Genomic DNA, 24,808 nt, shown 5'->3' with positions numbered 1-24,808 from the left:
ATCCTCCTTAACGGGATCGTCGGTGACGAATCTTCCCGAGGCAGCCTTCCTGCTTGCCTCACCACTCGTTCTGGCGATGCTGAAGGAGAGAATCAAGGGGTACGTCGAATGGGCGGTCTCAATGAGCAAGTGCGTCAGGTGTTGCACTTGCTCATTGAGACCGCCTTCTTTAGGCTAGTTTCCTCATCCGGGCTACATCTAGCCATGAACGTCAGCGATGGAGGAGCCGGATAATACTTTCTGATCTGTCGGATAGCAGGGCCTCGCATCTCTCCAAAGCATCTGTTAAAGGCATGGGGCGATCCACTAGGGAAAATGCTGCGGTCACGCCCTCGCGATGACAGGATTGCCAGCCTTGTCCTAGACTTCCGGCAATCACTACGATTGGGACATCCAACTTTCTTGCAAGGCGGGATATGCCGATGGGCGTCTTGCCAGACAAGCTTTGTTCGTCGAGTTTACCTTCACCGGTAATGACTAGGTCGGCATGCTCCAGCCTTTCGTGGAAGCCCATATGGTGCATTACGAGCTCGATTCCCGGCCTCAGGATCGCCTGCAAGAAAGTATGTGCCGCAAAGCCAATACCTCCTGCCGCCCTGCGCCTGGAAGGTTTCGGTAGTCGGTATTGAGGGTGCGGGTTGTGATATCGGCAAAATGTTTAAGGGACGTATCCAGATACGCTACTTCTGCTGAACTGGCTCCCTTCTGAGGACCAAAAACAACGCTCGCGCCCTGATGCCCGACCAAGGGATTATCTACATCGATGGCGGCTTCAATGGAAATTTCTCGTAGCCTTGGGTCGAGGCCACTGAGGTTTAGCTTGTCGAGGTTAGTGAGGTGAACGCCACCGCCAGGTAACGGATCACCTCGGGCATCTGTCAGTTTGGCGCCTAGTGCTTGGAGCATTCCTGCACCGGCGTCGTTTGTTGCACTGCCACCAAGCAAGAGAAGAATTCGCTTTGCTCCATGATCGAGAGCTCGGCAGATAAGTTCTCCAACACCATAAGTCGAACTGTAAAGTGCTGTTCGCTCATCCATCGCCAGCTTTTGCAAGCCACAAGCTTCTGCTAATTCTATGAAGGCAGTCTGGGTTCCAGGGTGCCAACCCCAAGACGCTTCACATGTACGGCCTAAAGCATCTCGGACTTTGGCTGACTGTTGATATGCCTGAGTAGCCACAAGGATGGCGTTTAGCGTGCCTTCGCCGCCGTCCCCCATCGGGCACTCATCAATGTCGATATCTGGACAGCCTCGGTATACTCCTCTTGCCAGTGCTGCGGTGGCCTGATTGGCAGATACGGCATCCTTGTAACTATCGGGCGCTAATAAGACTCGCAAGGTGTCATACTCTTGTGGTGATGTTGTCTGAGGTTGTGGGGCGGCGAGTACTATGGCGAAGCATCGGAGTGACGGGGAGAGTGATGTGCTCGGTGGGCGTTTCCGGATAATCAATTTGCTTCAGCAAGAGTTCAGTAGCGCGCATGATCATAGTCTCTACAGGTTGCTGTAGAGTCGTGAGAGAGTAACTGGGCCACGATGCCATAGGTACATCATCGAACCCGATGATGGCCACATCATCGGGTACTTTCATGCAGAATTCGTCGCGTATGATTTCCATAGCTGCAATGGCCATGAGATCATTAGCTGCAAATATCGCGTCAGGCTTCGGTGACGAGGAGCAGAGCCGGCGTGTGGCCTGACTGGCATCGTCATAACGGTAGTTGCCGACATCATCGCTGTAGAGTTCGAGCTCCATCGAAGCTAACCCTTTAAGGAAACCTGCATGTCGTTGCTGTTCGGTAGAGGAGTCTGGTAAACCGGCCAAATAGGCGATGCGTTGATGGCCCTGCGAAGCGAGATATTGACCAGCCCAAAATCCTCCCCGGAAATTGTCACTGCCCACCTGGCTAATACCTGCATAATCCACGGTACGGTTGATGATGACCACGGGAATGCTGAAATCGACGACCAGTCGTGCCTGTTGTTCGTTCATCGTGATGGCAAGCATGAGAACGCCCTCCACTTGGCTCTTGATAATGTCGTCGAGTACGGAGTCGACCCCACCGTCCGAGGGAGCGCTGAACAAAAGAAGGTGGTAGCCCTGCTGCTGAAAGAAGCGTGATGCCTGCTCCAGCATAAAGCTGTAGAAGGGGTTCTTCAGGCTGTATGTGACTACTGCGATAGTCCGGCTAGAGCGCGTAATAAGCGAGCGGGCGATCGTATTAGGCCGATAGCCTAACTCGCGCGAGGCCTCCATTACCTTCTTGCGTGTCCTCTCTGAGACTTTGGCATTGGGAGAGAATGTCCGGCTAACAGCGGACTGCGAGACGCCAGCCAGTTTGGCGACCTCGCGTGAGGTAACGGATTTTCTTTTCATCGATTTATATCGTGTCGTGGTGACTGAGACAGCCGGCTATCTCAAAGCCGGTTCGAGGCGTTCTAGGGAACGATACATGTTGATCTTCTGCACATAGGTATCGCTATTGTCTAGTGCCGACTGTACCTCCTCGTCGGTCAACTCTCTGACGACCTTGGCGGGCGCACCAACGATCAGTGAGCGAGGAGGAAATCGCTTGCCGGAAGTGATCAATGCTCCCGCACCGATGATGCAGTGTTCGCCGATCGCGGCGCCGTTGAGTATAGTGGCGTTCATACCGACCAGCACGCCATCTCCGATATGGCAGCCGTGTAGCATGGCCAGGTGCCCAACGGTGACCCGGCGGCCAATGGCGACCGGGTAGCCAGGGTCGGTGTGCACTACGCACCCGTCCTGCAGGTTGCTGCTTTCGCCGACGGTGATCGGCTCATTGTCTCCACGTAGCACCGCGCCTGGCCAAACGCTAACCCGGCGGCCAAGATGGATGCGGCCAATGAGGATGGCTTCATCCAACACCATGGCGCTGGGGTCGATGTTGGGTGCGTGGTCCTCAAGTCGATAGAGGGGCATGAAGCGTCTCCTTAGAAGCCGACCTGGTCGGCCCCCTTCAACTGTAGCATTTCGCGTGCCTCGTCAGGGGTAGCCACCTCGAATGAGAGGCCCTCGAGAATCTTACGCACTTTGGCGACCTGGCTGGCGTTACTTTCGGCGAGCTTGCCTGGCTCGAGCCACAGTGAATCCTCGAGGCCAACCCGTACATGGCCTCCTATGGCAGCAGCCTGAGCGGCAATGCGCATCTGGCCGCTGCCGGCGCCAAGCACGGACCATTCGTAGTCATCGCCGAATAACCTGTTGGCGGTGCGGCGCATATGCATTACGTCCTCCGGGTGGGGACCGATGCCACCGAGAATGCCGAAGACGCTCTGCACGAAGACACGCCCACCAATGATGCCGCGATCCATGAGGTTGCGCAGGTTGTAGAGATGCCCGATGTCATAGCATTCGCACTCGAAGCGTGTACCGTTCTCCGTGCCTATGGTCATGGCTTTCTCGATGTCGGCGAAGGTGTTCTTGAACACCAGGTCGCGACTGTTTTCGAGGTGTTCACGCTCCCACTTGTGCTGGAAACTCTCGTAGCGATTGAGCATGGGAAACAAGCCAAAGTTAATCGATCCCATATTCATTGAGGCGAGCTCCGGTTTGAACTCTATGGCCGGGCGCATACGCTCCTCCACGGTCATGTGCGGGCTGCCGCCGGTGGTTAGGTTGACGACCGCATTGGTGGAGGCCTTGATGCGCGGTAGGAAACGCTCGAAGACGGCGGGGTCCTGGGTGGGCTTGCCGTTGTCAGGGTCGCGGGCGTGGAGGTGAAGGATGGAGGCGCCCGCCTCGGCGGCGGCGATCCCGGCCTCGGCGATCTCCTCCGGAGTGACCGGCAGGTACGGTGACATGGAGGGCGTGTGGATGGCGCCGGTCACGGCGCAGGTGATTATGACTTTGCGTTGGGTAGCCATGGGAATGTCTCTCCGGGTGGGTGTCGGGGTCAGGAAGAAGAGAAGCTGCGCTGATGGGCCATCAGCGCCATGAGGCGACGGTCGCGCCAGGCTTGCCGGTCGGCGAGGCCGCTGGTTGGAAGTCGTTCCCGGCGCTCCTTGTCTAGGGCGGCCAGCGTCGCGGGATCCCAGGGAGCGTCGTCACCGCGCTGCCGATCGACGTCGCGGTACAGGGGGCCGTAGCGATTGGCATAGTCGACCACGCCGGATGGCGCATTGAGATCGATGGTCTCGAAGGGCCCCATGAAGGACCAGCGCAGGCCTAATCCATGCTTGACGGTCTTGTCGAGGTCCTCGGCGGAGACGTAGCCGCCGCGGAATAGACGCAGCGCCTCGTTGAGCAGGGCGCCCTGCAGGCGGTTAAGGATGAAGCCTTGGACTTCTTTGCGGACCAGAATCGGCGTTTGCCAAGCTTGCTTCATGAGGCGCATGGTACGGTTCACGGTCGCGTCCGAGGTGGCCGGGGCGGGGGCGACCTCGACCAGTGGGATCAGGTAGGGCGGATTCACCGGATGCGCGACCAGACAGCGTTCGGGGTGGCGCAGGTGGTCGGTGAACTGCGAGGCGGCGATGCCCGAGGTGGAGCTGGCCAGCACGGTGTCCTCGGTCGCCACCGCCTCCAGGTCGGTGTAGATGCGCCGCTTGGCCTCGACGTTCTCGGGGCCGCACTCCTGGATGTACTCTGCGCTTGCCATGGCTCGCGCCAGATCGCTTTCCGTCTGGATGAGCGACAGGGTGGCTTCCACATCCTCGATCAAGCCTGCCTGCTGAAGGTCGTCGAGGGACTGGCGTATGGTGCCCCGGGCCATGTCCAAGGCACCGGCATCCACATCGTAGAGGGACACGGGCATGCCTGCCCGGGCGAAGACGATGGCCCAGGCGCGGCCGATCAGGCCGGCGCCGATGATGCCTATCTGAGCTGTCATGAGGTGACTCCTTTGCCGGTCACAGGGATTCGACGTTGGCGCAGACGCTCAGAGCCTGGCCGGAGATATTGGCGCCGCCGGATGCCGAGAGGAACAGCGCCATGGCGGCGATGTCGGTGGCCTCGACCATCTTCCTCATCGACACCTTGGCGAGGTTTTCCTTTTCCATCTCCGCATAGCTGGTGCCCCGCTGCCTGGCGCGATCCTCGATCACGCGCTGGATGCGCGGACCACTTACGATGCCCGGCAGGATGGCGTTGACCCGCACGCCATCGGGACCCAACTCGCTGGCCAGGCTCTTGGTCAGCCCCACCACCGCCCATTTGCTGGCGGCGTAGGGGGTGCGGTAGGCGAACCCCAGCCGCCCGGCCACCGAGGCCATATTGACGAGCAGCCCCGAGGACGCCTTGAGCAAGGGAATTGCTCGCTTGGCGACCAAATACTGGCCGTTGAGGTTGATGTCGATGGTGCGCATCCATTCGTCGGTGCTGATCTCGTCCATACCGGCGGTCGGCCCCGCGATGCCGGCGTTATTGACCACTACATCGAGCCCGTCCATGTGCTCGCAGAGCGCCCGAAACAGGGCCTCGACATCGGTCTCATCGCTGACATCGGCGCGGGTCGAGGTGATCCCTGCCGGGAGCTCGCCCAGGCTTTTATCGTCGATGTCGCAGACGTGCACCCTGGCACCGGCGTCCAGAAACGCCTGGGCAATGGCCAATCCAATGCCGCTCGCGCCGGCGGTCACAAGCACCTTGAGGCCTTGCTTGGGAATGAGCAGTTCAGTTGTTTTCATTCATGGTCCTCTTGTAATTCATCGTTATCGCCCGCTGGAGTTAGCGCAGCGAAGGCAGCCAAGTAGAAAGGAACGGCAAGACACTGATCAGCAGCAGGTTGATCAGCACGATCGCTACGAAGGGCAAGACAGAAAAGGAGAGCCTGGAGATACCGACCTTCGATATCTGCGAGGCAACGAACAGGTTGAGGCCCACTGGCGGCGTGAACATGCCCATGGCCAGATTGACCACCATGATGATGCCCAGATGAACCGGGTCGAAACCGAAGCTGATCGCGATCGGCAGCAGGATCGGCACGAAAATCAGGATGGCTGCGGCGGCCTCGATGAACATGCCCGCCAGCAACAGCAGCAGGTTAAGCAGCACGATGAAGACGAAGGGGCTCTCGATGGTGTCAATTACGAAATTGGAGACCATGTCCGGCACCCGCAGGTGCTGCAGGATCCTTCCATAGATGCCTGCAGCACCGATGATGACCAAAATGACTGCCGTGGTCACCGCAGACTCCTGAAAGATCGACAGGATCTGGCTGAGCTTTATCTCTCGATAAACCAGGCAGCCGACTACTAGAGAGTAGGCAACAGCGACCACGGCGGCCTCGGTCGGCGTGAAGATGCCACCGTAGATCCCCCCAAGAATGATGACCGGCATCAGGATCGCCAGGATGGCCTTCTTCCCCGCCTGGTAGACCTCCTTCCAGGAGGTTTTCGCCTCGCCACCGTAATGGTTGAACTTGGCGTAGACGTAGGCATAGATCAGCAGGCTTAGCGTGAGCATCAGCCCTGGTAATACACCGGCCATGAACATGTCGCTGACCGAGACATCCGCAGCGATGGAGTACAGGATCAGCGGGATACTCGGCGGGATAATCACGCCCAGTGCCCCCGACGCCGCTTGGTTGGCCGACGCATAGGTGGCTGAGTAACCTTTCGAAATCATGGCCGGAATCAGGATCGAGCCGATCGCTGCGGTGGTAGCCGCTCCCGAGCCCGAAATCGCGGCAAAGAACAGCGAGGTGACGATGGCCACCATCGCCAGTCCGCCGGTCATGCTACCCACCAGGGTATTGGAGAAGTCGACCAGACGTTTGGAAATCCCACCGCCTTGCATCAGGTAACCGGCCAGGATAAAGAAGGGAATCGCCATCAGCGGGAAGGAGTTCACCGAGGCGATGAGCTGCTGCGGGATGATCAGCATCGGCATCAAGTCGCCATACCAGACTGTCACCGCAGAGGCTAGCCCCAACGAGAAGGCGATGGGTAAGCCGATGATGAAGAACACCATCAGCAGCACGAACAGAAGTAGTGTCATGGCTTATTCCTCTGCGCCGATGCATTCATCGATCAACAGCCCTACGGCATTGATCATGATCACGATGCCGCCGACCGGCACCGACAGATAGGGCCACATCATCGACACTCGAGTGCTGGGGGCCGTCTGGAACGAGACTCGATCGACAATGTCGAGGCCGTACTTGATCAGAATGAAAGCGAATACTAGCGACACCAGCACCACCAGCACGCGCATGAACCTGGAAAGCCAGGGGCCGGCGTACTCGAGCACAATATCCACCGAGATGAGCCGGCTCTTGCGGAAGGCATATCCTGCCCCGAGGAAGGTCAACCACAGCATCGAAAAGCGCGCGATCTCCTCGGAAAAATACAGGGGATCTCCGATCACGAACCTGGCGAACACCTGCCAACAAATGAGCACGGTCATCACCAGTAGAAGGATGACTAATCCCCATCCGATTAGCCGATTGAACTGGTCAATGACTCTATTTGCCAGTAATAGGTATGCTCTCATGATTGCCTCATACGTCAGGGTGACGTCCGCATGCGATATGCCGCATGCGGGCGTCGTAAGGCTCAGTAATCGAAGTTAATAGCAGCTTCGACCAAGTCCTCTCCGATAGTAGGAGCCCACTCGTCGATGACAGGTCGAACCGCTTCACGGAAAGGGGCAAGATCTGGGTGTGTCACGGTCATGCCTAGCTTTTCGAGCTTCTTTAGATAACGCTTTTCAAGTTCTTGACTGGCTTTGCGTTGGACGGGAAGCGCGATCTGGGCGGCCTTCATGATGATGGCCTGATCTTGCTCGCTGAAGGAGTTGAAGAGATCTAGACTCATCATCAGCGGGGCCGGCGAATAGACGTGCTTGGTCATGTTCAGGTAGTCCTGAACTTCATAGAAATTCACGTCATAGATGGTTGCCAAAGGATTCTCCTGGCTCTCCATCACGCCTTGCTGAAGGGCTGTGTAGACCTCGGTCCAGGCCATAGGGGTAGCATTGGCCCCAAGCGCTTCCCAAGTGTCGATCTGAACAGGACTCTGCTGAGTGCGGTGATCGATGCCCTGGAGGTCGCTGGGATGTTCGATGGGTCGTACCGAGTTAGTCTCGTGACGGAAGCCGTTCTCCATCCACGCTAGGAACTTTACGTTCATCTGTTCCTCTGCAAGCTGAGCTAGCTGATCACCGTACTTGCTATCGAGGAAAGCGTAGGCATGCTCATGGTTTTCGAAGATGTACGGCAGGTCGAACAGCAGGAATTCATCGACGAATCCCCCCATGGGCCCGGTGGACGTTATGCCGGCATCGATGGTGCCGAAGCCCATGCCTTCGATGACTTCACGTTCAGCGCCGAGTGCGTTGTCGTAGTGGGGCTCTATGGTCAAGCGACCATCAGAAAGGCGCTTCAGTTCTTCGCCAAACTTCAGAACGCCAATTCCTTGCTGTGACTCTGGCCCAAGAGGAAGGCTGACATCTATGACACGCTCGGCCTGGGCGGAGGCCCCTGTGGACAAGGCGAGAGGGATCAATGTCGCGAGGGCGGTGAGAGCTAATTTCTTGGTTCGAAAGTGTGCCATTATGAGCTCCTGAGATTTTTGCCAAAAAATCGTTGGCTGCATTGTACTTATGAGTTTGTGGATAATGCTTATACGAAGGACAGATTGCTTACTTTTGATATTCTGTACTTACGCTCTACTATGTTTAGGTGATGATGCATACGTATGCAATAGTGATATTTTTTATAGCCGAAATAAAATAGTTAACTTATTGAAAATAAAGTAAATATACTTTTGTCTAACAGTTGGGTTACGTAGTCTAAATGCTATCAATTGATCTCTCCGCTTGTTCGCTATTGCCGCTTCTGCCTGGTAGTGCTTGGAAGTAGGGTGTGACGCCATGGGGTCAGTCCCCGTTACTTCATTCCTGGATTCAACACATAACGAATCACGCGTGCGACTAAAGTTGACACCTACATCCATAGAAATTTTTTTTGTGATCACATATTTTTGATACATAAAAAGGAGAGGCCATCGTGAATAGCGACGAATTGCAGTTGCCACATATCAGACAGGTGTCGCGAGTCACACAAAGAGAGCAAGTCTATCGACAACTACGGGAGGCATTAATGAGTGGCCAGTTCAATCCTGGCCAGAAGCTGACTATTCGAGGGCTGTCGGATGCACTTGGCGCTAGTCAAATGCCAGTACGCGAAGCTCTGCATAGGCTGAGCGCTGAAAATGCCTTCGAAGAAACCAAGACTTCGCGCATCCGTATCCGGTCAATGAACACGGCTAATCTGCGAGAAATTCGCGATGCCCGCGTTACACTGGAAGGACTATTACTTGAGCGGGCCGCCCGACGAATGAATGATGAAGATATGGCTGAGATCCGACAGGAATATGACGATCTTCAAGACGCAGCCAATGTAGGTAATACTCAGCGTTATCTACGAGCGAATTTTTCCTTCCATCGTCGAATTTATCAAGCCGCCGATGCGGAACTGATTATGGCCGCAGTTGAGAATTTCTGGCTCCACATGGGGCCATACTTCGCTCTGGTCGCTCCTGATCATCAGCATCTTGAACGTTCAATGCTAGCTCATTCCCGTATTCTAGAGGCTCTGTATGAGCACGACGAGTCGGCTGCTCGGGCTGCAGTAACCGAAGACATTATGGAGGCTTCCACCTCTCTCGAAATGCTTCTCCAGCAGCTACATTTTCCTGGCAGTAAACAATCCGTCTAATTAGGTGAAAATATGTCATTACTTTCCCAAATACCTCCACCGAAAGGCTTTCGACAAAATCTAGTGCTGTACCAGGACATCGAGCGTCAAGATGATTCAGGGCGAATCAGCCAGTATCTAAGCCCATGCTCCTGAGTTTTACTACGAAATGAGAGTACTGAAATGAACAAACAATACGCCTCAGCATCGGCTGCGCTCGATGATCTGATCGAAGATGGTATGACCCTGGCCGTCGGTGGCTTCGGCCTTTGCGGCATCCCCGAATCACTGATCGTGGCCCTACGCGATACGGGCAAGAAAGATTTGACCGTCGCTAGCAACAACGCTGGCGTTGATGGTTTTGGCCTCGGAATCCTGCTTGAGTCTCGCCAGATCAGGAAAATGCTCTCGTCCTACGTGGGCGAGAACAAAGAATTCGAGCGTCAGTATCTCTCCGGAGAGTTGGAGCTCGAGTTTTGTCCCCAGGGCACGCTGGCCGAACGCCTTCGCGCCGGGGGGGCCGGTATCGCCGCCTTTTACACTAAAACTGGCTACGGCACTAAAATCGCCGAAGGCAAGGAGATACGCGAGTTCGATGGAGACCATTACGTTATGGAGCGAGGGCTGCCGGTCGATATCGCCTTGGTCAAGGCCCAGGTCGCCGACAAGGCCGGCAATCTGCGCTTCAACAAGACCGCCCGCAACTTCAATCCGCTGGCGGCAATGGCTGGCAAGGTCTGCGTAGTAGAGGTCGAGGAGATCGTCGATACTGGCGACATCGATCCCGAAGACATCCATCTGCCAGGCATCTTCGTGCATCGCATCGTATACAACCCGGCGCCGGGAAAACGCATTGAGAAACGCACGCTCAGGGAGGTGAATTGAGATGACCTGGACAAAGGAACAGATGGCGGAGCGCGCCGCCGGCGAATTGCGAGACGGCTTCTACGTCAATCTCGGCATCGGCCAGCCGACGCTGGTGGCGAACTATATTCCCGAAGGCTTGGATGTCTGGCTGCAGTCGGAGAACGGCCTGCTTGGCATTGGTCCTTTCCCGACCGAAGAGACCGTTGATCCCGATCTGATCAATGCTGGCAAGCAAACCGTCACCGCCCTGCCCGGCTCGAGCTACTTCGATAACGCCGAGTCATTCGCCATGATCCGTGGCGGTCACGTCAACCTGGCGATACTGGGTGCCATGCAGGTCTCCTGCAAAGGCGATCTGGCCAACTGGATGATCCCTGGAAAGATGGTCAAGGGCATGGGCGGCGCCATGGATCTGGTTGCTGGCGTGCAGCGGGTGGTCATCTTGATGAGTCATACCGCCAAGGGCGAGCACAAGATCCTCGATGAGTGTTCGTTGCCGCTGACCGGCGTCGGTGTGGTCAATCGCATCATTACTGACCTTGGGGTGATGGATGTCACCGACCAAGGGTTGGCTCTGGTCGAGTTGGCGCCTGATGTCACCCTCGAGGAGATACGTGAAGCCACAGGTTGTGAACTACTCGATCAGCGGGAGACAGCCCATGTCTGATGGAACTACAACATCGATGCGCGATGTGGTCATCGTCGCCGCCACGCGCACGCCGATCGGTACGTTCCAGGGCGGGCTGTCGAGTGTGCCTGCTGTGACTTTGGGCGCCACGGCAGTCCAACGTATTCTCGAGGACATCGATCCGGCTGGCGTCGACGAAGTGATCATGGGCCACGTGCTGCGTGCCGGACTGGGTCAAAACACGGCACGTCAGGCCTCAATTGCAGCGGGCCTGCCTGACAGTGTGCCGGCGATGACCGTCGATAAAGTCTGCGGCTCTGGGCTCAAGGCGGTGCACCTAGCGATTCAGGCGATCCGCTGCGGCGATGCTGATACCATCGTTGCCGGCGGTATGGAGAGCATGAGCCTGGCGCCCTACGTCCTGCCCAAAGCCCGTACCGGGCTGCGGATGGGGCACGCCGAGCTCCTCGACAGCATGATCAGCGACGGCCTGTGGGACGCTTTCAACGACTACCATATGGGTATTACAGCGGAAAACGTCGCCGAACAATGGGGCATCTCCCGGGAAGAACAAGATGCCTACGCCGCAGAATCGCAACGACGCGCCGCAGCGGCGCGAGACGCTGGCTATTTCGACGCCGAGATCACGCCGGTCAGTGTCCCTCAACGGCGAGGTGATCCCATCCTGGTCGAACGCGATGAGCAACCCCAAGACGGTGTTACCGCCGAGTCCTTGGGCAAACTCAGATCGGCGTTTTCCAAGAGCGGCAGTGTCACCGCGGGCAACGCCTCTTCGCTCAACGACGGTGCCGCCGCGCTATTGATCATGAGCGCCGAGCGGGCCGCCAAGCTTGGGCTACCGGTTCTTGCCACCATTCGTGCCTATGCCAATGCCGCCGTTGATCCGGCCACCATGGGCATCGGCCCGGTGCCAGCGACTCGCCGCTGCCTGGAGCGGGCCGGCTGGACCATCGACGAGCTGGACCTGGTCGAAGCCAACGAAGCTTTTGCCGCCCAGACGCTGGCCGTGGCCAAGGATCTGGGATGGAATAAGGACAAGGTCAACGTCAATGGCGGTGCGATCGCGCTGGGCCATCCCATTGGTGCCTCCGGCGCGCGCATTCTGGTAACGCTGCTCCACGAAATGCAGCGCCGCGACGTCCACAAAGGACTGGCTACGCTATGTATCGGTGGTGGACAAGGGGTAGGACTCACTGTAGAGCGGTAGTAGTGCTGAATACGCTTGGAATGGCTTAATGTGCCACTTTGCCCACCTACAAGGAAAACGCCATGAGCTTAGCGTCCGCCCATGCCTTTCTCGCGGATAAAGCCCCCGACCTAGACATTCTCGAGCTCGAGACTAGTACAGCCACGGTGGAGCAGGCGGCACATGCTCACGGCGTTGCGCCGGGACAGATCGCCAAGACACTCGCGCTGCGTATCGGTGAACGTGACATCTTGGTCGTGGCGGGGGGCGATCGGCGTCTCGATAACCGCAAGCTGCGTGAAGCCTTCGGCGGTAAAGCCAAGATGCTAGACGCCGAGCGCGTATTGGCAGTGACTGGCCACCCCGGGGGCGGTGTTTGTCCGTTCGGGTTGGCGACGGCACTACCGGTCTATTGCGACGTCTCGTTACGTCACTTCGACGACGTCTTGCCCGCCGCCGGTACTCATAAGATCGCCGTCCGCTTGTCTTCCGAGCGGCTGGCGTCGCTCACCGAGGCCGAGTGGGTGGATGTGTGCCAAGCCTTGGCGTGAGGCTGGCGTCACACTTAGCCCAGCCCTGGCGATCATAGATAATCCAGCGGCTCGGGCCAGACACCTCAATCGAGCAAGGCGCGGGCCTTGTCGACCACGTTCTCGACGGTGAATCCGAAGTGGCGGAACAAGTCCTCGGCCTTGCCCGATTCCCCGTAGCCGGTCATGCCGATCACGCTGCCGCGAGGGCCGACGTATTTGCGCCAATAGTCGGGATGCGAGGCTTCGATGGCGAGGCGACGTGTCACCCCAGGCGGCAGCACCGCCTCCTGGTAATCGGCGTCTTGTGCATCGAAGGCGCTGGCGCAGGGCATCGAGACGACGCGAACCTGCCGCCCCTGGTCGTTGAGCTGGGTGGCGGCCTCCATGGCAAGGCCTACTTCCGAACCGGTGGCGATGAGAATCAGCTCGGGTGGGGCGTCGCTGTCGTAGAGTACGTAACCGCCGCGTTCGATAGCGGCGAGCTGTGCGACATCGCGTGCTTGCCCGGGTAACCCTTGGCGCGAGAAGACCAGAGCCGTGGGGCCGTCCTGGCGCTTGAGTGCCGCCAGCCAGGCCACGCTGGTTTCGGTGGCGTCGCAGGGGCGCCACGTCGCCAAGTTGGGCGTGATGCGTAGCGCATTGAGCTGTTCGATGGGCTGATGAGTAGGGCCGTCTTCGCCCAGGCCGATGGAGTCGTGGGTGTAGACGAAGATCACCTGGCGCCGCGCGATGGCGGCCATGCGCACGGCGTTGTGCATGTACTCCATGAAGGTGAGGAATGTCGCCCCATAGGGAATGAAGCCGCCGTGCATGCTGATGCCGTTCATGATGGCACCCATAGCGAACTCACGGACACCGTAATGCAGGTAGTTGCCCTCGGGGGACTGCGCGGAGAGTACGCGTGCTCCCTCCCAGAACGTCAGATTCGACGGCGCGAGATCGGCGCTGCCGCCGAGCAGTTCAGGCAGCTTGGGTCCCAGGCGATTGAGCACGCCCAGCGAGGCCTTGCGCGAGGCGAGTGTGTCGCAGGCTTGCTGGGCCTCTTCGATCAGGGCGCTGCCGCCCAGATCGCCGGGTAGCTCGCCACGCCAGCGGCGCTCCAGCTCCTCGGCGAGCTCGGGATAGGCCTCGGCGTAGCGCGCGAAACGTTGGCGCCACTCGGCCTCGGCTTGCTGGCCGGCCGTGTCGGCGTTCCACCCCGCGTAGACGTCGGCGGGCACGTGAAACGGCGGATGCGGCCAATCGAGGCGCTGGCGTGCGGCGGCAACTTCATCCTCGCCCAGGGCGGCGCCATGACAGGCGCCGGTGCCCTGTTTATTGGGCGCGCCGAAGCCGATGACCGTCTTGCAGATGATCAAGGTCGGGCGCTGGTCGTGTTGTTTGGCGGCACTGATGGCGTCTTCGATGGCAGCGGGGTCATGGCCGTCGACGTCGGCGATGACCTGCCAGCCGTAGGCCTCGAAGCGCTTGGCGGTGTCATCGGTGAACCACCCCGCGACCTCGCCGTCGATGGAGATGCCGTTATCGTCGTAGATGACGGTCAGCTTGCCGAGGCCCTGGGTACCTGCTAGCGAGCAGGCTTCGTGGCTGATGCCCTCCATCAGGCAGCCATCGCCGACGAAGCACCAGGTGCGATGGTCGACGATGTCGTGTCCCGGGCGATTGTATTGCGCGGCCAGGGTGCGCTCGGCCAGCGCCAGGCCCACGGCGTTGGCGAGCCCTTGACCCAGGGGGCCGGTGGTCGTCTCGACCCCGGGCGTATAGCCGAGCTCGGGATGACCGGGCGTGCGCGAATGGAGCTGTCGGAATTGCTTGATGTCGTCGATGGCCAGGTCGTAACCGCTGAGGTGCAACAGCGAGTACAAGAGCATCGAGCCATGCCCGTTGGAGAGCACGAAACGGTCGCGGTCGGGCCAGGTCGGGTTGCCGGGGTTGTGCTTGAGGTGGTCATTCCATAGCACTTCGGCGATATCGGCCATACCCATTGGTGCGCCGGGGTGGCCGGAATTGGCCGCCTGCACGGCATCCATCGAAAGGGCGCGAATGGCATTGGCCAGTGTGAAGCGAGAGGGCATCGGTGTCTCCTCCATGAGCGGTGAATCAGTCGGCGAGCCGGTCGGCGATCAAGTCCTCGAGGCGGGCCTGATCGTCGGCGAAGCGCCGGATGCCTTCGGCCAGCTTGTCGATGGCCATGGGGTCTTGATTATGCTGCCAGCGAAAGGCGCTTTCTCCGAGGGGCGTGGTGGGCTGTGCCTCGGGGTGCGTGAAACTTACCTTGGCGTCGACATTACCTTCGCGCGTCTCGAGCGTTTCCAGCAAGGCAGGGGAGATCGTCAGTCGGTGACAGCCGGCGAGGGCGAGGACTTGCTCCGGCGTACGAAAGCTGGCCCCCATGACGACGGTGTCGTAGCCGCCTTTATCGGCGCGCTCGCAGACCTGCCGCACGAACCGCACACCGGGATCATCGTCGGGCCCGAATGTCTGCTCGGTTTCTTTCTGATACCAGTCGGTGACACGCCCTACGAAGGGTGAAATCAGGAACACGCCGGCATCGAAGCAAGCCTGGGCTTGAGCGTCGCTGAACAAGAGCGTCAGGTTGCACTGGATGCCCTCACGCTCGAGCACCTCGGCGGCACGGATCCCCTCCCAGGTCGAGGCGAGCTTGATCAAGATACGTTCGCGACCGATACCCAGCGCTTCGTAACGCGCCACCAATTCATGGGCTTTGCGGATACTGGCCTGGGTATCGAACGAGAGCTTGGCGGCGACCTCGGTGGAGACGCGCCCCGGAATGAGTTGGGCGACCTCGCTGCCGATGCCGACCGAGAGTCGATCGACGATGCGCTCCAAATGGTGGGCATCGTGCGGTTTCTCGGTGCGCTCCTCGGCTAGAACCCGCTCGATCAGTGGTTGATACTCGGGCAGTTCGAATGCCTTGAGGATCAAGGAAGGGTTGGTGGTGGCATCGACGGGCCGATAACGTTCGATGGCGGCTGGGTCCCCGGTGTCGGCGACCACTTGCGACAATGCCTTGAGTGAGTCGAGCTGTGAAATCATGCGTGTCTCCACTGGATCAACCTGGTTGGTTGCCCGAACAGAGTCTGATGAGCAACATTTTCAAATGTTCTTTTGTTGATCAAATGTTTATCCTTGATGCGAGGGTGTGTCAAGGCCTATTCTGGATATGATCGTGGTGCTTTAGTCGATAATTTTTAAATAAGTCATGTTGTTCATGTGGTTATATTGCTTTTTAAGCTAGGTGCGTTGGTTTTTTGAGTTTTTATAGGCTTCTTCGTTTGGGTTATGAGCTTCCTTGGGATAGCTTTTGCTTTTTCAAATGGTCTTTAGTTGATATTTTGATCAGCGTGGAGAATGGGATGATGGTGACAAGGGTGGGGGATTTATGCCGAGCTTAGCCAATCAGCGCTCAACCATTTGTAAGCACTGAGGATTCTGCGAGTCGCTGTGATATCTTGTGCCGATTGTCAGTCAAGGATCGTATGAGGCCATCGCTATGAACGAGCGCGTTGAGAACGCTGATATCGCGTTGATGACCGAGATTGCCACTCTCTATTACGTGGAGGGAGAAACGCAGGAGGTTATTGCCAATCGCCTGGGCATCTCGCGAGTCAAGGCGGGGCGCTGGCTCAAGCGAGCGCAGGCTGAAGGTATCGTTAATGTACGGGTGCGCCAGCATCCAGCGGTGAGTGCCGAGATCGAGCAGGCGCTGATACGCCGCTTCGGTATCAAGCGCGCCTTGATTGCGCTCGACCACACCGACCCCGACGTTCAGCGTTCCGGTGTTGCCAGCCTGGTGGCCGATCATTTGTCGCGCGAATTGCACGATGGTTCGATCGTGGCGGTGGGCATGGGGCGTAACGTGGGCTCGGTGGCCGATAACGTCTTCGAGCAAGGCGAGCGCAAATGCTCGTTCGTGTGTGCCATTGGTGGTTCGTTGCGTGCCGGCGAGTACATGAACCCCGACCATATCTGTCGCCGCCTGGCGATGAAGTATGGCGGCGATAGCGAGACGCTTTATGCTCCGGCGCTGGTGCAGAATCCGGCGCTGCGCGATTCGATGTATGAAAATCCCACCGTGCGCCAGACCTTGGACAGGGCGCGGCGTGCGGATATCGCGATGATAGGTGTCGGCGATCTCAGCGAGGATAGCAACATGGTGCGGATGGGCTGGTTCACGCCCCAGGAGATCGCCGAGGCGCGGCTCTCAGGAACCGTGGGAGACATGATGGGCTATGACTTCATCGACATCTTTGGCCGGCCGTCGGAAACGCCCATGCAAGGGCGGGTCATTGGCTTGACTATCATGGATCTGGCGCGGATTCCCGATGTGGTGGCGATCGCCAGTGAAAACACCAAGGCGGCGGGGATCCTGGGGGCGTTGAGAACTGGCGTCATCGATACGTTGGCGACCAGCGCCACCAATGCGCACACCATACTGCGCCTAGATGAGGCGACTCGGGCTGACGATCACCCGGTGCGTTAATCCTCCATTATATTGTGGCCGGCATTCAGCGTGATGCGGCAAGTACCGAGGCCTCGTTGACGATAGTATTATACGCGGCCGGGTCGTGTGCAAAGCGCCCTAAGAATAACCCGTCAGCCTGCCCTGCCAGCTTGGTCAACAAGTCGGGGCCGGCGCTGCCACCATAGATGATGCTGGCTGAGGGGTGTGAGTTCATATGCTCGCGTAGCCCCTGACATACCGCAGTAATGTGCTCGAGCGATGCCGGTTCCGACGCGCCGATTGCCCAGTGAGGCTCATAAGCGATGATGATTGGCTGTTGACGTTGTTTCGACGTGGCTAACGATAGTGAATTGTCGATCTGTGTTCGACAAGTCGCGATTGCCGCTTCGGGCGCGCCACGTTCAACTTCACCGATGCAGAGTACCGGTATCAGTTGGTGTGCTAGCGCCACATGTACCTTGGTGGCCATGGTTTCGGCATCTTCTCCGAAGAGACGCATGCGCTCGGCATGTCCGACCTCGACATAGCGGCATCCCATCTCGGCCAGCATGGCGCCACTCACTTCGCCTGTATAGGCACCGTAGGCTGATTGATACAGGTTTTGGCCGCCAACACCGACTGGGCTGTCGGTAAAAATATCAAGTACTGGCGCTATTGCGGGAAAGCTAGGGAGTACAAACAACGACACTCTGCCATCAAGCACGGCCGGATGTTTTTTCAATGAGGCGGCAACCTCGCGGCACCATGTCAGCGTCTGGGCATAGCCAAAGTACATCTTGAAACTGATGCCCAGCGTAATAGTAGAGCGTTGCATGAATGCCTCTATATAGTGATTAACGTTGGTGGCGCTGGATTATCTCGTGAACGGTACCCACGATCATGGCGAGAGACTTGGCGCCCGGATCAGGAGTTCCGAGACTCTTCTCGGCAAGCGGGCGGGCGCGCCCAATCTGAGGAATCATGTCAGCTGTTGCCTCGGCTGCTTCGGCGGCTGCCGCAGAGGCTTTGCCCCAGGCGTTTGCTAAATCATCACCGCCGCTGACCTGCTGCTCAAGCGTGTGACTGAAAGGGATCAGTACATCGACCAGTGTCTTGTCGCCAGCCTTAGCCTTACCAAAGTTCATGACATCTTCCTTGGCTTTAATAAGTGCGCGAGCGTAATGGTTCGCCGTCGGCTTGTCTCGATCGCCAATAGTAAAGCTCAAGGCGTTGAGCATGACGCCCCAGATTGCTCCGGACGTACCGCCTGCGCGGTCAGCCCAGGCCTCTGCGGCAAGATGTAGCAAGGTGCCGGCGCCGGAATTGCCGCTTAGTGCCTTGTTGGCGGCTTCTGATGCTGCCACAGCGCCGCGTTGCATGCCGATACCGTGATCGCCGTCACCGGCAATGGCGTCCAGGCGTCCGAGCTCATCGACATTGTCATCGATGAGTTGGCGAATGGCACTCAGGGCCTCGTTGATGCAGTGGGCAGCTTCGGTAGAAGCCTCGCTGGCTGGGGGGATGGTGTCATCGTCGGGGATATCGAGCTTAGATGTATCGATCGGGGTAGCTGGTTTTAAGCTGCCCTTGCGGTAGGCTGGGCTATCTACAGGTGCCCGCCAAAAGTGTTCAAGCTCGTCGTCGAGCCAGAACAGGGTCAGCGATGTGCCAGCCATGTCCAGGCTGGTAACCAGCTCGCCGACTTCTGGTTCGATGATCTCGATGCCCGCTTCTTCAAGCAGCTGATTTACGCGACGGTAGACTACGAATAGTTCTTCATACTTGATTGCGCCGAGACCGTTCAGCAAAACAGATGCTCTTGAGCCGTCAGTACTGGTGATGCCGTCAGGGACGTCCTTGAGCAGGTGAGAGACCAGCAACTCTGCTAGTTCGTCTGCGCTGGGTATTTCCTGTTCGCTGATACCCGGCTCGCCATGAATGCCCAAGCCGACGGCCATCTTGCCATCGGGGACATGGAATAGTGCGTCTTCAGCTCCCGGAAGGGTGCAGCCGTCGAAAGCTACGCCCATTGAGCGCGTGCGCAAGTTGGCAGCATTAGAGACCCTGGCAACATCTTCCAGCGAGTAGCCTGCCTCGGCGGCGGCGGCGGCGGTCTTGAATACTGTCAAGTCACCGGCGATGCCGCGCCGCTTCTGTAACTCGTCGTGGCTGGCACTGGATATATCATCGGTGACTGCCACAATCTCACAGGGAATTCCTTCACGAATCAAGCGTTCTCGGGCCTGACCGAAGTGCAGCACATCTCCTGCATAGTTGCCGAAACTCAGCAGTATACCGCCACCATTATTAGCTGCCTTACAGACATTATAGATCTGTTGAGCAGAAGGTGATGCAAACAGATTCCCTATAACCGCACCGTGGGCCAGTCCCTGCCCGACCAAGCCGGCAAAGGCCGGATAGTGGCCAGAACCACCACCAATGACCACTGCGACAGTGCCCTCTTCGCTACGTGTGTTGCGGATGACACCACCGGGAACCTGGCAGACGTGTTGCGCATGTGCAGCGACAAAGCCTTCGATGGCTTCATCGACAAATTTTACAGGATCGTTGTACAGACGTGTCATGACCGACGCTCCCGGTTGATGGCTTGGTTTGAGAGCTTCTTGGCAAGAGCTCAGCCCATTGATTGAATTTACTGTCAATAGCAATTTATATGAAAATTTGATCTAGGTATGTTCATATGATTTTTTAGCGGTTAGGCCCTATAATAGCGATGGAGGAGGTCATAGATATGCAACTTTGGTGGTAATTTTAGGAAGTCGCCTGAGGAAAGCGGTACATTTCAGGTTTTTGGCTGTGCTATATGTACAAAATTTCGGGGGTTGTCATTCAGTTTGTTGAATTTTTTTGATCATTTGATTTTTTGTTGTTCAGATGAGCATAGCTAATTTAAGATACCGGTGTCGGCTGCTACGGTTCCAGTAGTACTGGAGCGCCAATATCGAAGTCAGCAATGAGAGGTGAGTATGGCTGAGAAGTGGAAAGTTGCTCTCGGGTGTGATGAGGCGGCCTATGAAATGAAGCAAGCGCTTGTCGCGCATATTCGGTCATTGGGGTACGAGGTTGAAGATTTCGGCACTCATGACGCCAAGCCGGTGCTTTATCCCGATGTGGCTCTTGATGTTGCGCAGGCTGTCTCTGAGGGGCGGGTCGATCGCGGTGTGCTGATCTGCGGTACCGGGATCGGAGTGGCTATTTCCGCTAACAAGGTGCCGGGTATTCGCGCGGCGCAGGCGCATGACACCTATTCTGCGGAGCGCGCTCGCAAGAGTAACGATGCGCAGATCGTCACTATGGGGGCTCGTGTCATTGGAGTCGAGCTGGCCAAGGTGATTGCTGAGACCTTCTTGACTAGTGAGTTCTCTGGTGGAAGCTCCCAAGCGAAAGTTGACCGTATCAAAGCATATGAGCGCGACGGTCGCTGAGTCTTATTTTTGGAGCGCTGAGCCTGCTGAGCTGCATGAGCCCTTGGCAGGCAAGGTTATCGCTGGGTGGGGGTGGTGTCGCAGGAATTAGCTTTTAAGAAGCAGTGTTAAGGCGCTAGAGCTGGCCTGTCAGTGATGATCATATGGTGATCCTGGTGTTCATATGAAATTGCATAAATCTTGCTTTCGTTTCAAAAATTCTCCTGGCGGTTATATTAATTCCTTTAATATCAATAGTTTGTGGTGTCATCCACTAAAGTCTAGATTGCGCCATTACCTTTCGTGACCTTTACTCAAGGCTGAATGCGCTATGCATATGATCATCCGAGTTTCATATGTTGTGATTACTCAGATGCTTATTATAATAAGCGCTATTTAAGAAGCCTGATGTTTCAGGCATCCAGTTACCACAAGCACAATCAAGCAAGTCAGGAGAGATGCCATGAAAATAACCAAGGCCGGCATGGTGCTAGCGTTAAGTGTACTAATTTCTGGAACGCTCGCTACCGCAGCTCAGGCTGCTGATGGCCCGGGAACTCAAACTGCCGACAGTTATCGCTTCGTGGTGGTGCCGAAAGTGGTCCACCCTTGGTTCGATAAGGTCAACGATGGGGCTCAACAGGCAGCGGCCGCGATCGAAGCCCAGACCGGAGCCGAGGTCGAAATTCAGTATTCTGCCCCCCAAAGCGCTAGTGTCTCCGAGCAGAACCAAATTATTGAACGGGCTATTGCCACGCGGCCTGATGGCTTGATCGTTGACCTGCTTGATCCCAACGGTAATCGCAGTGTGCTGCAGGATGCCATGGGCCAAGGGATTCCGATTACATTGTTCGATTCCAGTAATCCGGATGGCATGAACCTGACGACCGTGGGTAGTGACTTCTGTGAGCAGGCTAATATGGCCGCTAACCGCTTGGTCGAGTTGCTCGATGGCGAGGGGCAGGTGGCGATCATGATGGGCGTTCCCACTGCTCCCAATCATGCTGAGCGTGCGCGTTGTGCGCGGGAAGTGTTCGATGCCGCAGAGGGTATTGAGGTCGTGGCAACGGGTGTCGACAACGATGATATCCTCACGGCGCAGCAGCAGGCGGCAGCGATCATGCAAGCAAATCCTGAACTTGATGGCTGGGTGGCCTCTGACGCTGCTGGCCCGATCGGTATCGGTCAGGCAATCAAGGAAGCTGGCAAGGTAGGCAAGGTCAAACTGGTTGGCCTTGATGATCTAAATCAGATGCTGGAGTTGATCAAAGAAGGTGTGGCGGATTCTTCCTCGGCATCGCGCCCCGTTATGCAGGGTTATTGGTCGGTAATGAACATGTGGCAGCACGCCACCGGTGCCGTCACGCCTGAGCATATCGATACTGGCAATGTAATGATCACGCCGGATAACGTCGACTCGTACAATAAGCAGTAAGACTTACTGTTAGTTGTCCTGTCTCGTCTGTTGATAAGTGATGCCAGGCCTGAGAAGGGGACGGGCATCATCCAGACGATGGCGCCTGGGCTGAAGCGGTAAGGAGGGATTTGATGGCATATTTGCATGTGGACCACGTCGGCAAGATATTTCCTGGAGTGACAGCGCTAGATGACATCGAGCTTGAAATTGAGATGGGCAAGGTACATACGCTGGCTGGGGAAAATGGGGCGGGCAAGTCAACGCTGGTCAAGATCCTGACCGGTACTGAACGCCCAACGTCAGGCAGGGTGATGATCGACGGAGAGGATGCAGCCGAACATTCACATCTGTACAAGACCGTTGCCTATGTGCCTCAGGAAATTAATCTCTTTACCAATCTGACAGTAGCCGAGAACCTATTTATGCCGTTTTCTCGCTCGCATCATGGCGGGATGGTCTTCCGGCGTCGCCAATTGGAGCGTGAAGCACAAGCCTGGATCGAGCGTTTCAATATTGCTGCCCAGCCAGGCGACAAGGTGGGCAAGATATCTATTTCCGACCAGCAACTATTACAGATCGCCCGAGCCTGTACCAACGAATCGATGAAAATCCTGATACTCGATGAGCCGACCTCGTCATTGACGGAGAATGAAGTCGAGCGGGTATTCCGAGTGGTACGTGACGTGGTGGAAGAGGGCTGCGGGGTGGTGTTCATTTCGCACAAATTCGACGAGATGTTCGCGATCAGTGACACCATCAGCGTGCTGCGTAATGGACAGAAAATTGATACCCAGCCCGCTTCACGGCTAGATAATAATCAATTGGTCAAGCTGATGTCAGGCCAGGAAATTAAGACCGATGCTAAGCTGCAGCCAGTTGAGAGTGATGGCACCAGAGAGGTGCTTCTCGAGGTGGAGGGGTTGAGCGGTAAAGGTTTTGATAGCGTTTCGTTTCAACTTCGGCGCGGTGAAATTCTAGGTTTTGCCGGGCTGGTCGGGTCCGGTCGTTCGGAAGTCATGCAGACGTTGTTCGGGTTCCTTCCAGCTCGTGCTGGTAAGTTGCGAGTAGAAGGACAGGATTGGCGCCTCGGTGATACCAGCAGCTCGGTCCGAAGCGGGTTGTTTTACCTATCTGAAGAAAGAAAATATCACGGTATTTTCCCTGGACAGAGCGTGCGCCGAAATATTGGAATGGCGTTGTTTGAGGAGACTGCAGGTCGTGGTGTCATCCGTTCTCAGAAAGAGCGCGAGCGCGTCGGTAAGATTGTCCGCGATTACGACATCAAGACGCCGACGCTCAACAAGAATATTGCGTTTTTATCCGGAGGGAACCAGCAGAAAGCAATCATTGGTAGAGCCATGGCGTGCAATCCTAAAGTGCTTATTTTTGATGAACCGACCAAGGGGATTGATCTGCGCACCAAGATGGAAATCTATAGGCTGATGAAGGAGCTAGCCGAACGTGGCGTCGGGATCATCCTGGTGTCATCTGAGATGGATGAGCTCCAGCGATGTGCCAACCGAATTATCACAATGTATGAAGGGCGAATCAGTGGTAATTTTCACATTGATGACGCCAGTGGTGCCGACCTGGTTGGTGCCATTCACGGCCACGAAGGAGATGGTAATGCTGCGTAAATTAATGGGATTTATGGTCGGCAATCCCCTAAGTGGAGTGATCAGTGTTCTGGTGCTAATTCTAGTAGCAGCCTCGCTACTTTCAGAGAATTTTCTCAATAGTTATAACCTAGTTATTATCTCTAGAACTCTGGCATTCATTGGTCTTATTACCATTGGCCAATCGATGCTTATGATGCTGGGAGAGCTGGACCTTTCCTTGGGAGCTATCGGTGGTTTTTGTGGTGTGATTGGCGGAATACTGATGGTTAATATGGGGGTGAATCCATGGTTATCTTTCGGGGTCTGCCTGGCCGTAGGCGCTCTTTTTGGGGCGATAAATGGCTTGCTTGTCACGCTATTGCACTTGCCATCGTTAGTGCTAACTATTGGTATGGCGGGTATGTACGGTGGCCTCAATCTGGTAATCACCAAGGGGGTCGCAATTACAGGAATCCCGTCTGACATTGGCTTCATGGGTAGTGGCACCTGGCTTGGTATGCCGGTGCCGTTTTGGGTCATGTTGGTGTTCTTGGCATTGGCTTGCTTCATCACCCTGAAAACACCTTTTGGGCGCTATATGTATGCAGTGGGTAGTAATCTTCCCGCAGCCAAGATGTTGGGTATTCGTACCGATAGGGTGCGTGTCGGTGTGTTCGCTTTCGCAGGATTTCTGGCGGCGTTAGCCGGTATGCTGATGGTCGCGAGACTAGGGTCGGCACAACCTTCCATCGGCGACTCTTGGGTGCTGGGCCCAATTGCTGCCGCAGTCATTGGCGGCGTGCCCACGACTGGTGGTATTGGTACGCCACTGGGGGCGATCTTTGGTGCAGCAATCATTGGCGTAATCAATAATATCATTGTATTGCTTGGGGTTTCGCCTTATTGGCAGGCGATGGTTACAGGCGGAATCGTGGTCATTGCTATCTCACTGGACTCAGTTTCGCGGCGCTACTTCAAACGAGATTAGCCTTGATAATTAGTC

The 24,808-nt window shown here is 56.7% G+C and carries 22 protein-coding genes and 1 pseudogene; 10 read left to right on the top strand and 13 right to left on the bottom strand.

Going from position 1 to position 24,808, the window contains the following annotated elements; all coding sequences use genetic code 11:
- Nucleotides 1–211 precede the first annotated feature (211 nt).
- The 9 genes and pseudogenes from RVY79_RS03875 to RVY79_RS03835 form a co-directional block, all read right to left on the bottom strand.
- Nucleotides 212–1,338 (bottom strand): annotated as a pseudogene (locus RVY79_RS03875) (glycerate kinase).
- A 4-nt stretch (nt 1,339–1,342) separates the two neighbouring features.
- The gene (locus tag RVY79_RS03870; protein WP_317462714.1) at nt 1,343–2,377 is read right to left on the bottom strand and encodes a LacI family DNA-binding transcriptional regulator; all 1,035 of its coding nucleotides are present in this window, start codon (nt 2,375–2,377) and stop codon (nt 1,343–1,345) included.
- 36 nt (nt 2,378–2,413) lie between these two features.
- Nucleotides 2,414–2,947 carry a gamma carbonic anhydrase family protein gene (locus RVY79_RS03865; RefSeq protein ID WP_317462713.1) on the bottom strand — a complete coding sequence of 178 codons (534 nt, stop codon included), beginning with the start codon at nt 2,945–2,947 and terminating at the stop codon, nt 2,414–2,416.
- An 11-nt stretch (nt 2,948–2,958) separates the two neighbouring features.
- Nucleotides 2,959–3,891 carry a 3-keto-5-aminohexanoate cleavage protein gene (locus RVY79_RS03860; protein ID WP_317462712.1) on the bottom strand — a complete coding sequence of 311 codons (933 nt, stop codon included), beginning with the start codon at nt 3,889–3,891 and terminating at the stop codon, nt 2,959–2,961.
- Nucleotides 3,892–3,920: 29 nt separating this feature from the next.
- Nucleotides 3,921–4,856 (bottom strand): 3-hydroxyacyl-CoA dehydrogenase, encoded by a 936-nt coding sequence (locus RVY79_RS03855; protein WP_317462711.1) that lies wholly within the window; start codon nt 4,854–4,856, stop codon nt 3,921–3,923.
- Nucleotides 4,857–4,875: 19 nt separating this feature from the next.
- Complete coding sequence (locus RVY79_RS03850; RefSeq protein WP_317462710.1) at nt 4,876–5,652, bottom strand: SDR family oxidoreductase; 777 nt, start codon at nt 5,650–5,652, stop codon at nt 4,876–4,878.
- Nucleotides 5,653–5,692: 40 nt separating this feature from the next.
- Nucleotides 5,693–6,964 (bottom strand): TRAP transporter large permease, encoded by a 1,272-nt coding sequence (locus RVY79_RS03845; protein WP_317462709.1) that lies wholly within the window; start codon nt 6,962–6,964, stop codon nt 5,693–5,695.
- 3 nt (nt 6,965–6,967) lie between these two features.
- Nucleotides 6,968–7,459 carry a TRAP transporter small permease gene (locus tag RVY79_RS03840; RefSeq protein WP_317462708.1) on the bottom strand — a complete coding sequence of 164 codons (492 nt, stop codon included), beginning with the start codon at nt 7,457–7,459 and terminating at the stop codon, nt 6,968–6,970.
- A gap of 62 nt (nt 7,460–7,521) precedes the next feature.
- A complete protein-coding gene (locus RVY79_RS03835) occupies nt 7,522–8,520 on the bottom strand; it encodes a TRAP transporter substrate-binding protein (protein WP_317462707.1) in 999 nt (332 codons plus the stop codon).
- 455 nt (nt 8,521–8,975) lie between these two features.
- On the opposite strand from RVY79_RS03835, the gene RVY79_RS03830 reads away from it, so the two are divergent.
- From RVY79_RS03830 to RVY79_RS03810, 5 genes are all read left to right on the top strand, one after another.
- On the top strand, nt 8,976–9,686 hold the full coding sequence (locus RVY79_RS03830; RefSeq protein WP_317462706.1) for a GntR family transcriptional regulator: 711 nt from the start codon (nt 8,976–8,978) through the stop codon (nt 9,684–9,686).
- Between the two features lie 162 nt (nt 9,687–9,848).
- Nucleotides 9,849–10,550 carry a CoA transferase subunit A gene (locus RVY79_RS03825; RefSeq protein ID WP_317462705.1) on the top strand — a complete coding sequence of 234 codons (702 nt, stop codon included), beginning with the start codon at nt 9,849–9,851 and terminating at the stop codon, nt 10,548–10,550.
- A gap of 1 nt (nt 10,551) precedes the next feature.
- A complete protein-coding gene (locus RVY79_RS03820; RefSeq protein WP_317462704.1) occupies nt 10,552–11,199 on the top strand; it encodes a CoA transferase subunit B in 648 nt (215 codons plus the stop codon).
- Nucleotides 11,200–11,215: 16 nt separating this feature from the next.
- Entirely contained in the window at nt 11,216–12,388 is a 1,173-nt protein-coding gene (locus tag RVY79_RS03815) for an acetyl-CoA C-acetyltransferase (RefSeq protein ID WP_317463227.1), read from the top strand.
- A gap of 62 nt (nt 12,389–12,450) precedes the next feature.
- Nucleotides 12,451–12,918: a YbaK/EbsC family protein gene (locus RVY79_RS03810; protein ID WP_317462703.1), complete on the top strand. Its 468-nt coding sequence runs from the start codon at nt 12,451–12,453 to the stop codon at nt 12,916–12,918.
- A 65-nt stretch (nt 12,919–12,983) separates the two neighbouring features.
- Here RVY79_RS03810 and tkt read toward each other — a convergent pair whose 3' ends face one another.
- Complete coding sequence (gene tkt, locus RVY79_RS03805; protein ID WP_317462702.1) at nt 12,984–14,975, bottom strand: transketolase; 1,992 nt, start codon at nt 14,973–14,975, stop codon at nt 12,984–12,986.
- A gap of 25 nt (nt 14,976–15,000) precedes the next feature.
- On the bottom strand, nt 15,001–15,957 hold the full coding sequence (tal, locus tag RVY79_RS03800; RefSeq protein ID WP_317462701.1) for a transaldolase: 957 nt from the start codon (nt 15,955–15,957) through the stop codon (nt 15,001–15,003).
- Between the two features lie 457 nt (nt 15,958–16,414).
- Between tal and RVY79_RS03795 the strand changes: the two genes are divergently transcribed.
- Entirely contained in the window at nt 16,415–17,404 is a 990-nt protein-coding gene (locus RVY79_RS03795; RefSeq protein WP_317462700.1) for a sugar-binding transcriptional regulator, read from the top strand.
- Nucleotides 17,405–17,429: 25 nt separating this feature from the next.
- Here the strand turns inward: RVY79_RS03795 and RVY79_RS03790 are convergent, their stop codons facing one another.
- Together RVY79_RS03790 and RVY79_RS03785 are read right to left on the bottom strand one after the other, a co-directional pair.
- On the bottom strand, nt 17,430–18,200 hold the full coding sequence (locus tag RVY79_RS03790) for a triose-phosphate isomerase family protein (RefSeq protein ID WP_317462699.1): 771 nt from the start codon (nt 18,198–18,200) through the stop codon (nt 17,430–17,432).
- Between the two features lie 19 nt (nt 18,201–18,219).
- Nucleotides 18,220–19,950, bottom strand: a complete 1,731-nt coding sequence (locus RVY79_RS03785; RefSeq protein WP_317462698.1) for a dihydroxyacetone kinase family protein — start codon at nt 19,948–19,950, stop codon at nt 18,220–18,222.
- Nucleotides 19,951–20,352: 402 nt separating this feature from the next.
- Between RVY79_RS03785 and rpiB the strand changes: the two genes are divergently transcribed.
- The 4 genes from rpiB (at nt 20,353) to RVY79_RS03765 (ending at nt 24,793) form a co-directional block, all read left to right on the top strand.
- Entirely contained in the window at nt 20,353–20,811 is a 459-nt protein-coding gene (gene rpiB, locus RVY79_RS03780; protein ID WP_317462697.1) for a ribose 5-phosphate isomerase B, read from the top strand.
- 442 nt (nt 20,812–21,253) lie between these two features.
- A complete protein-coding gene (locus tag RVY79_RS03775; RefSeq protein WP_317462696.1) occupies nt 21,254–22,225 on the top strand; it encodes a substrate-binding domain-containing protein in 972 nt (323 codons plus the stop codon).
- Nucleotides 22,226–22,338: 113 nt separating this feature from the next.
- Nucleotides 22,339–23,844, top strand: coding sequence for a sugar ABC transporter ATP-binding protein (locus RVY79_RS03770; protein ID WP_317462695.1), 1,506 nt, complete (start codon nt 22,339–22,341; stop codon nt 23,842–23,844).
- Complete coding sequence (locus tag RVY79_RS03765) at nt 23,834–24,793, top strand: ABC transporter permease (protein WP_317462694.1); 960 nt, start codon at nt 23,834–23,836, stop codon at nt 24,791–24,793. Before RVY79_RS03770 ends, RVY79_RS03765 begins: the two co-directional genes overlap by 11 nt.
- Nucleotides 24,794–24,808 lie beyond the last annotated feature (15 nt).

It is taken from the genome of Chromohalobacter sp. HP20-39 (assembly GCF_033052815.1).
Classification (GTDB): domain Bacteria; phylum Pseudomonadota; class Gammaproteobacteria; order Pseudomonadales; family Halomonadaceae; genus Chromohalobacter.
The sequence above is the reverse complement of the archived record's forward strand: the minus strand, read 5'-3'. Positions and strand labels throughout refer to the sequence as shown.

What these genes read in the sequence shown, in the direction of transcription:
- RVY79_RS03785 (WP_317462698.1), bottom strand. Translation starts at nt 19,950, where the DNA reads ATGACACGTCTGTACAACGATCCTGTAAAATTTGTCGATGAAGCCATC.
- RVY79_RS03815 (WP_317463227.1), top strand. Translation starts at nt 11,216, where the DNA reads ATGCGCGATGTGGTCATCGTCGCCGCCACGCGCACGCCGATCGGTACG.
- RVY79_RS03865 (WP_317462713.1), bottom strand. Translation starts at nt 2,947, where the DNA reads ATGCCCCTCTATCGACTTGAGGACCACGCACCCAACATCGACCCCAGC.
- RVY79_RS03825 (WP_317462705.1), top strand. Translation starts at nt 9,849, where the DNA reads ATGAACAAACAATACGCCTCAGCATCGGCTGCGCTCGATGATCTGATC.
- tkt (WP_317462702.1), bottom strand. Translation starts at nt 14,975, where the DNA reads ATGCCCTCTCGCTTCACACTGGCCAATGCCATTCGCGCCCTTTCGATG.
- RVY79_RS03775 (WP_317462696.1), top strand. Translation starts at nt 21,254, where the DNA reads ATGAAAATAACCAAGGCCGGCATGGTGCTAGCGTTAAGTGTACTAATT.
- tal (WP_317462701.1), bottom strand. Translation starts at nt 15,957, where the DNA reads ATGATTTCACAGCTCGACTCACTCAAGGCATTGTCGCAAGTGGTCGCC.
- RVY79_RS03835 (WP_317462707.1), bottom strand. Translation starts at nt 8,520, where the DNA reads ATGGCACACTTTCGAACCAAGAAATTAGCTCTCACCGCCCTCGCGACA.
- RVY79_RS03795 (WP_317462700.1), top strand. Translation starts at nt 16,415, where the DNA reads ATGAACGAGCGCGTTGAGAACGCTGATATCGCGTTGATGACCGAGATT.
- RVY79_RS03810 (WP_317462703.1), top strand. Translation starts at nt 12,451, where the DNA reads ATGAGCTTAGCGTCCGCCCATGCCTTTCTCGCGGATAAAGCCCCCGAC.
- RVY79_RS03820 (WP_317462704.1), top strand. Translation starts at nt 10,552, where the DNA reads ATGACCTGGACAAAGGAACAGATGGCGGAGCGCGCCGCCGGCGAATTG.
- RVY79_RS03845 (WP_317462709.1), bottom strand. Translation starts at nt 6,964, where the DNA reads ATGACACTACTTCTGTTCGTGCTGCTGATGGTGTTCTTCATCATCGGC.
- RVY79_RS03855 (WP_317462711.1), bottom strand. Translation starts at nt 4,856, where the DNA reads ATGACAGCTCAGATAGGCATCATCGGCGCCGGCCTGATCGGCCGCGCC.
- RVY79_RS03870 (WP_317462714.1), bottom strand. Translation starts at nt 2,377, where the DNA reads ATGAAAAGAAAATCCGTTACCTCACGCGAGGTCGCCAAACTGGCTGGC.
- RVY79_RS03850 (WP_317462710.1), bottom strand. Translation starts at nt 5,652, where the DNA reads ATGAAAACAACTGAACTGCTCATTCCCAAGCAAGGCCTCAAGGTGCTT.
- RVY79_RS03860 (WP_317462712.1), bottom strand. Translation starts at nt 3,891, where the DNA reads ATGGCTACCCAACGCAAAGTCATAATCACCTGCGCCGTGACCGGCGCC.
- RVY79_RS03790 (WP_317462699.1), bottom strand. Translation starts at nt 18,200, where the DNA reads ATGCAACGCTCTACTATTACGCTGGGCATCAGTTTCAAGATGTACTTT.
- RVY79_RS03840 (WP_317462708.1), bottom strand. Translation starts at nt 7,459, where the DNA reads ATGAGAGCATACCTATTACTGGCAAATAGAGTCATTGACCAGTTCAAT.
- RVY79_RS03770 (WP_317462695.1), top strand. Translation starts at nt 22,339, where the DNA reads ATGGCATATTTGCATGTGGACCACGTCGGCAAGATATTTCCTGGAGTG.
- rpiB (WP_317462697.1), top strand. Translation starts at nt 20,353, where the DNA reads ATGGCTGAGAAGTGGAAAGTTGCTCTCGGGTGTGATGAGGCGGCCTAT.
- RVY79_RS03765 (WP_317462694.1), top strand. Translation starts at nt 23,834, where the DNA reads ATGCTGCGTAAATTAATGGGATTTATGGTCGGCAATCCCCTAAGTGGA.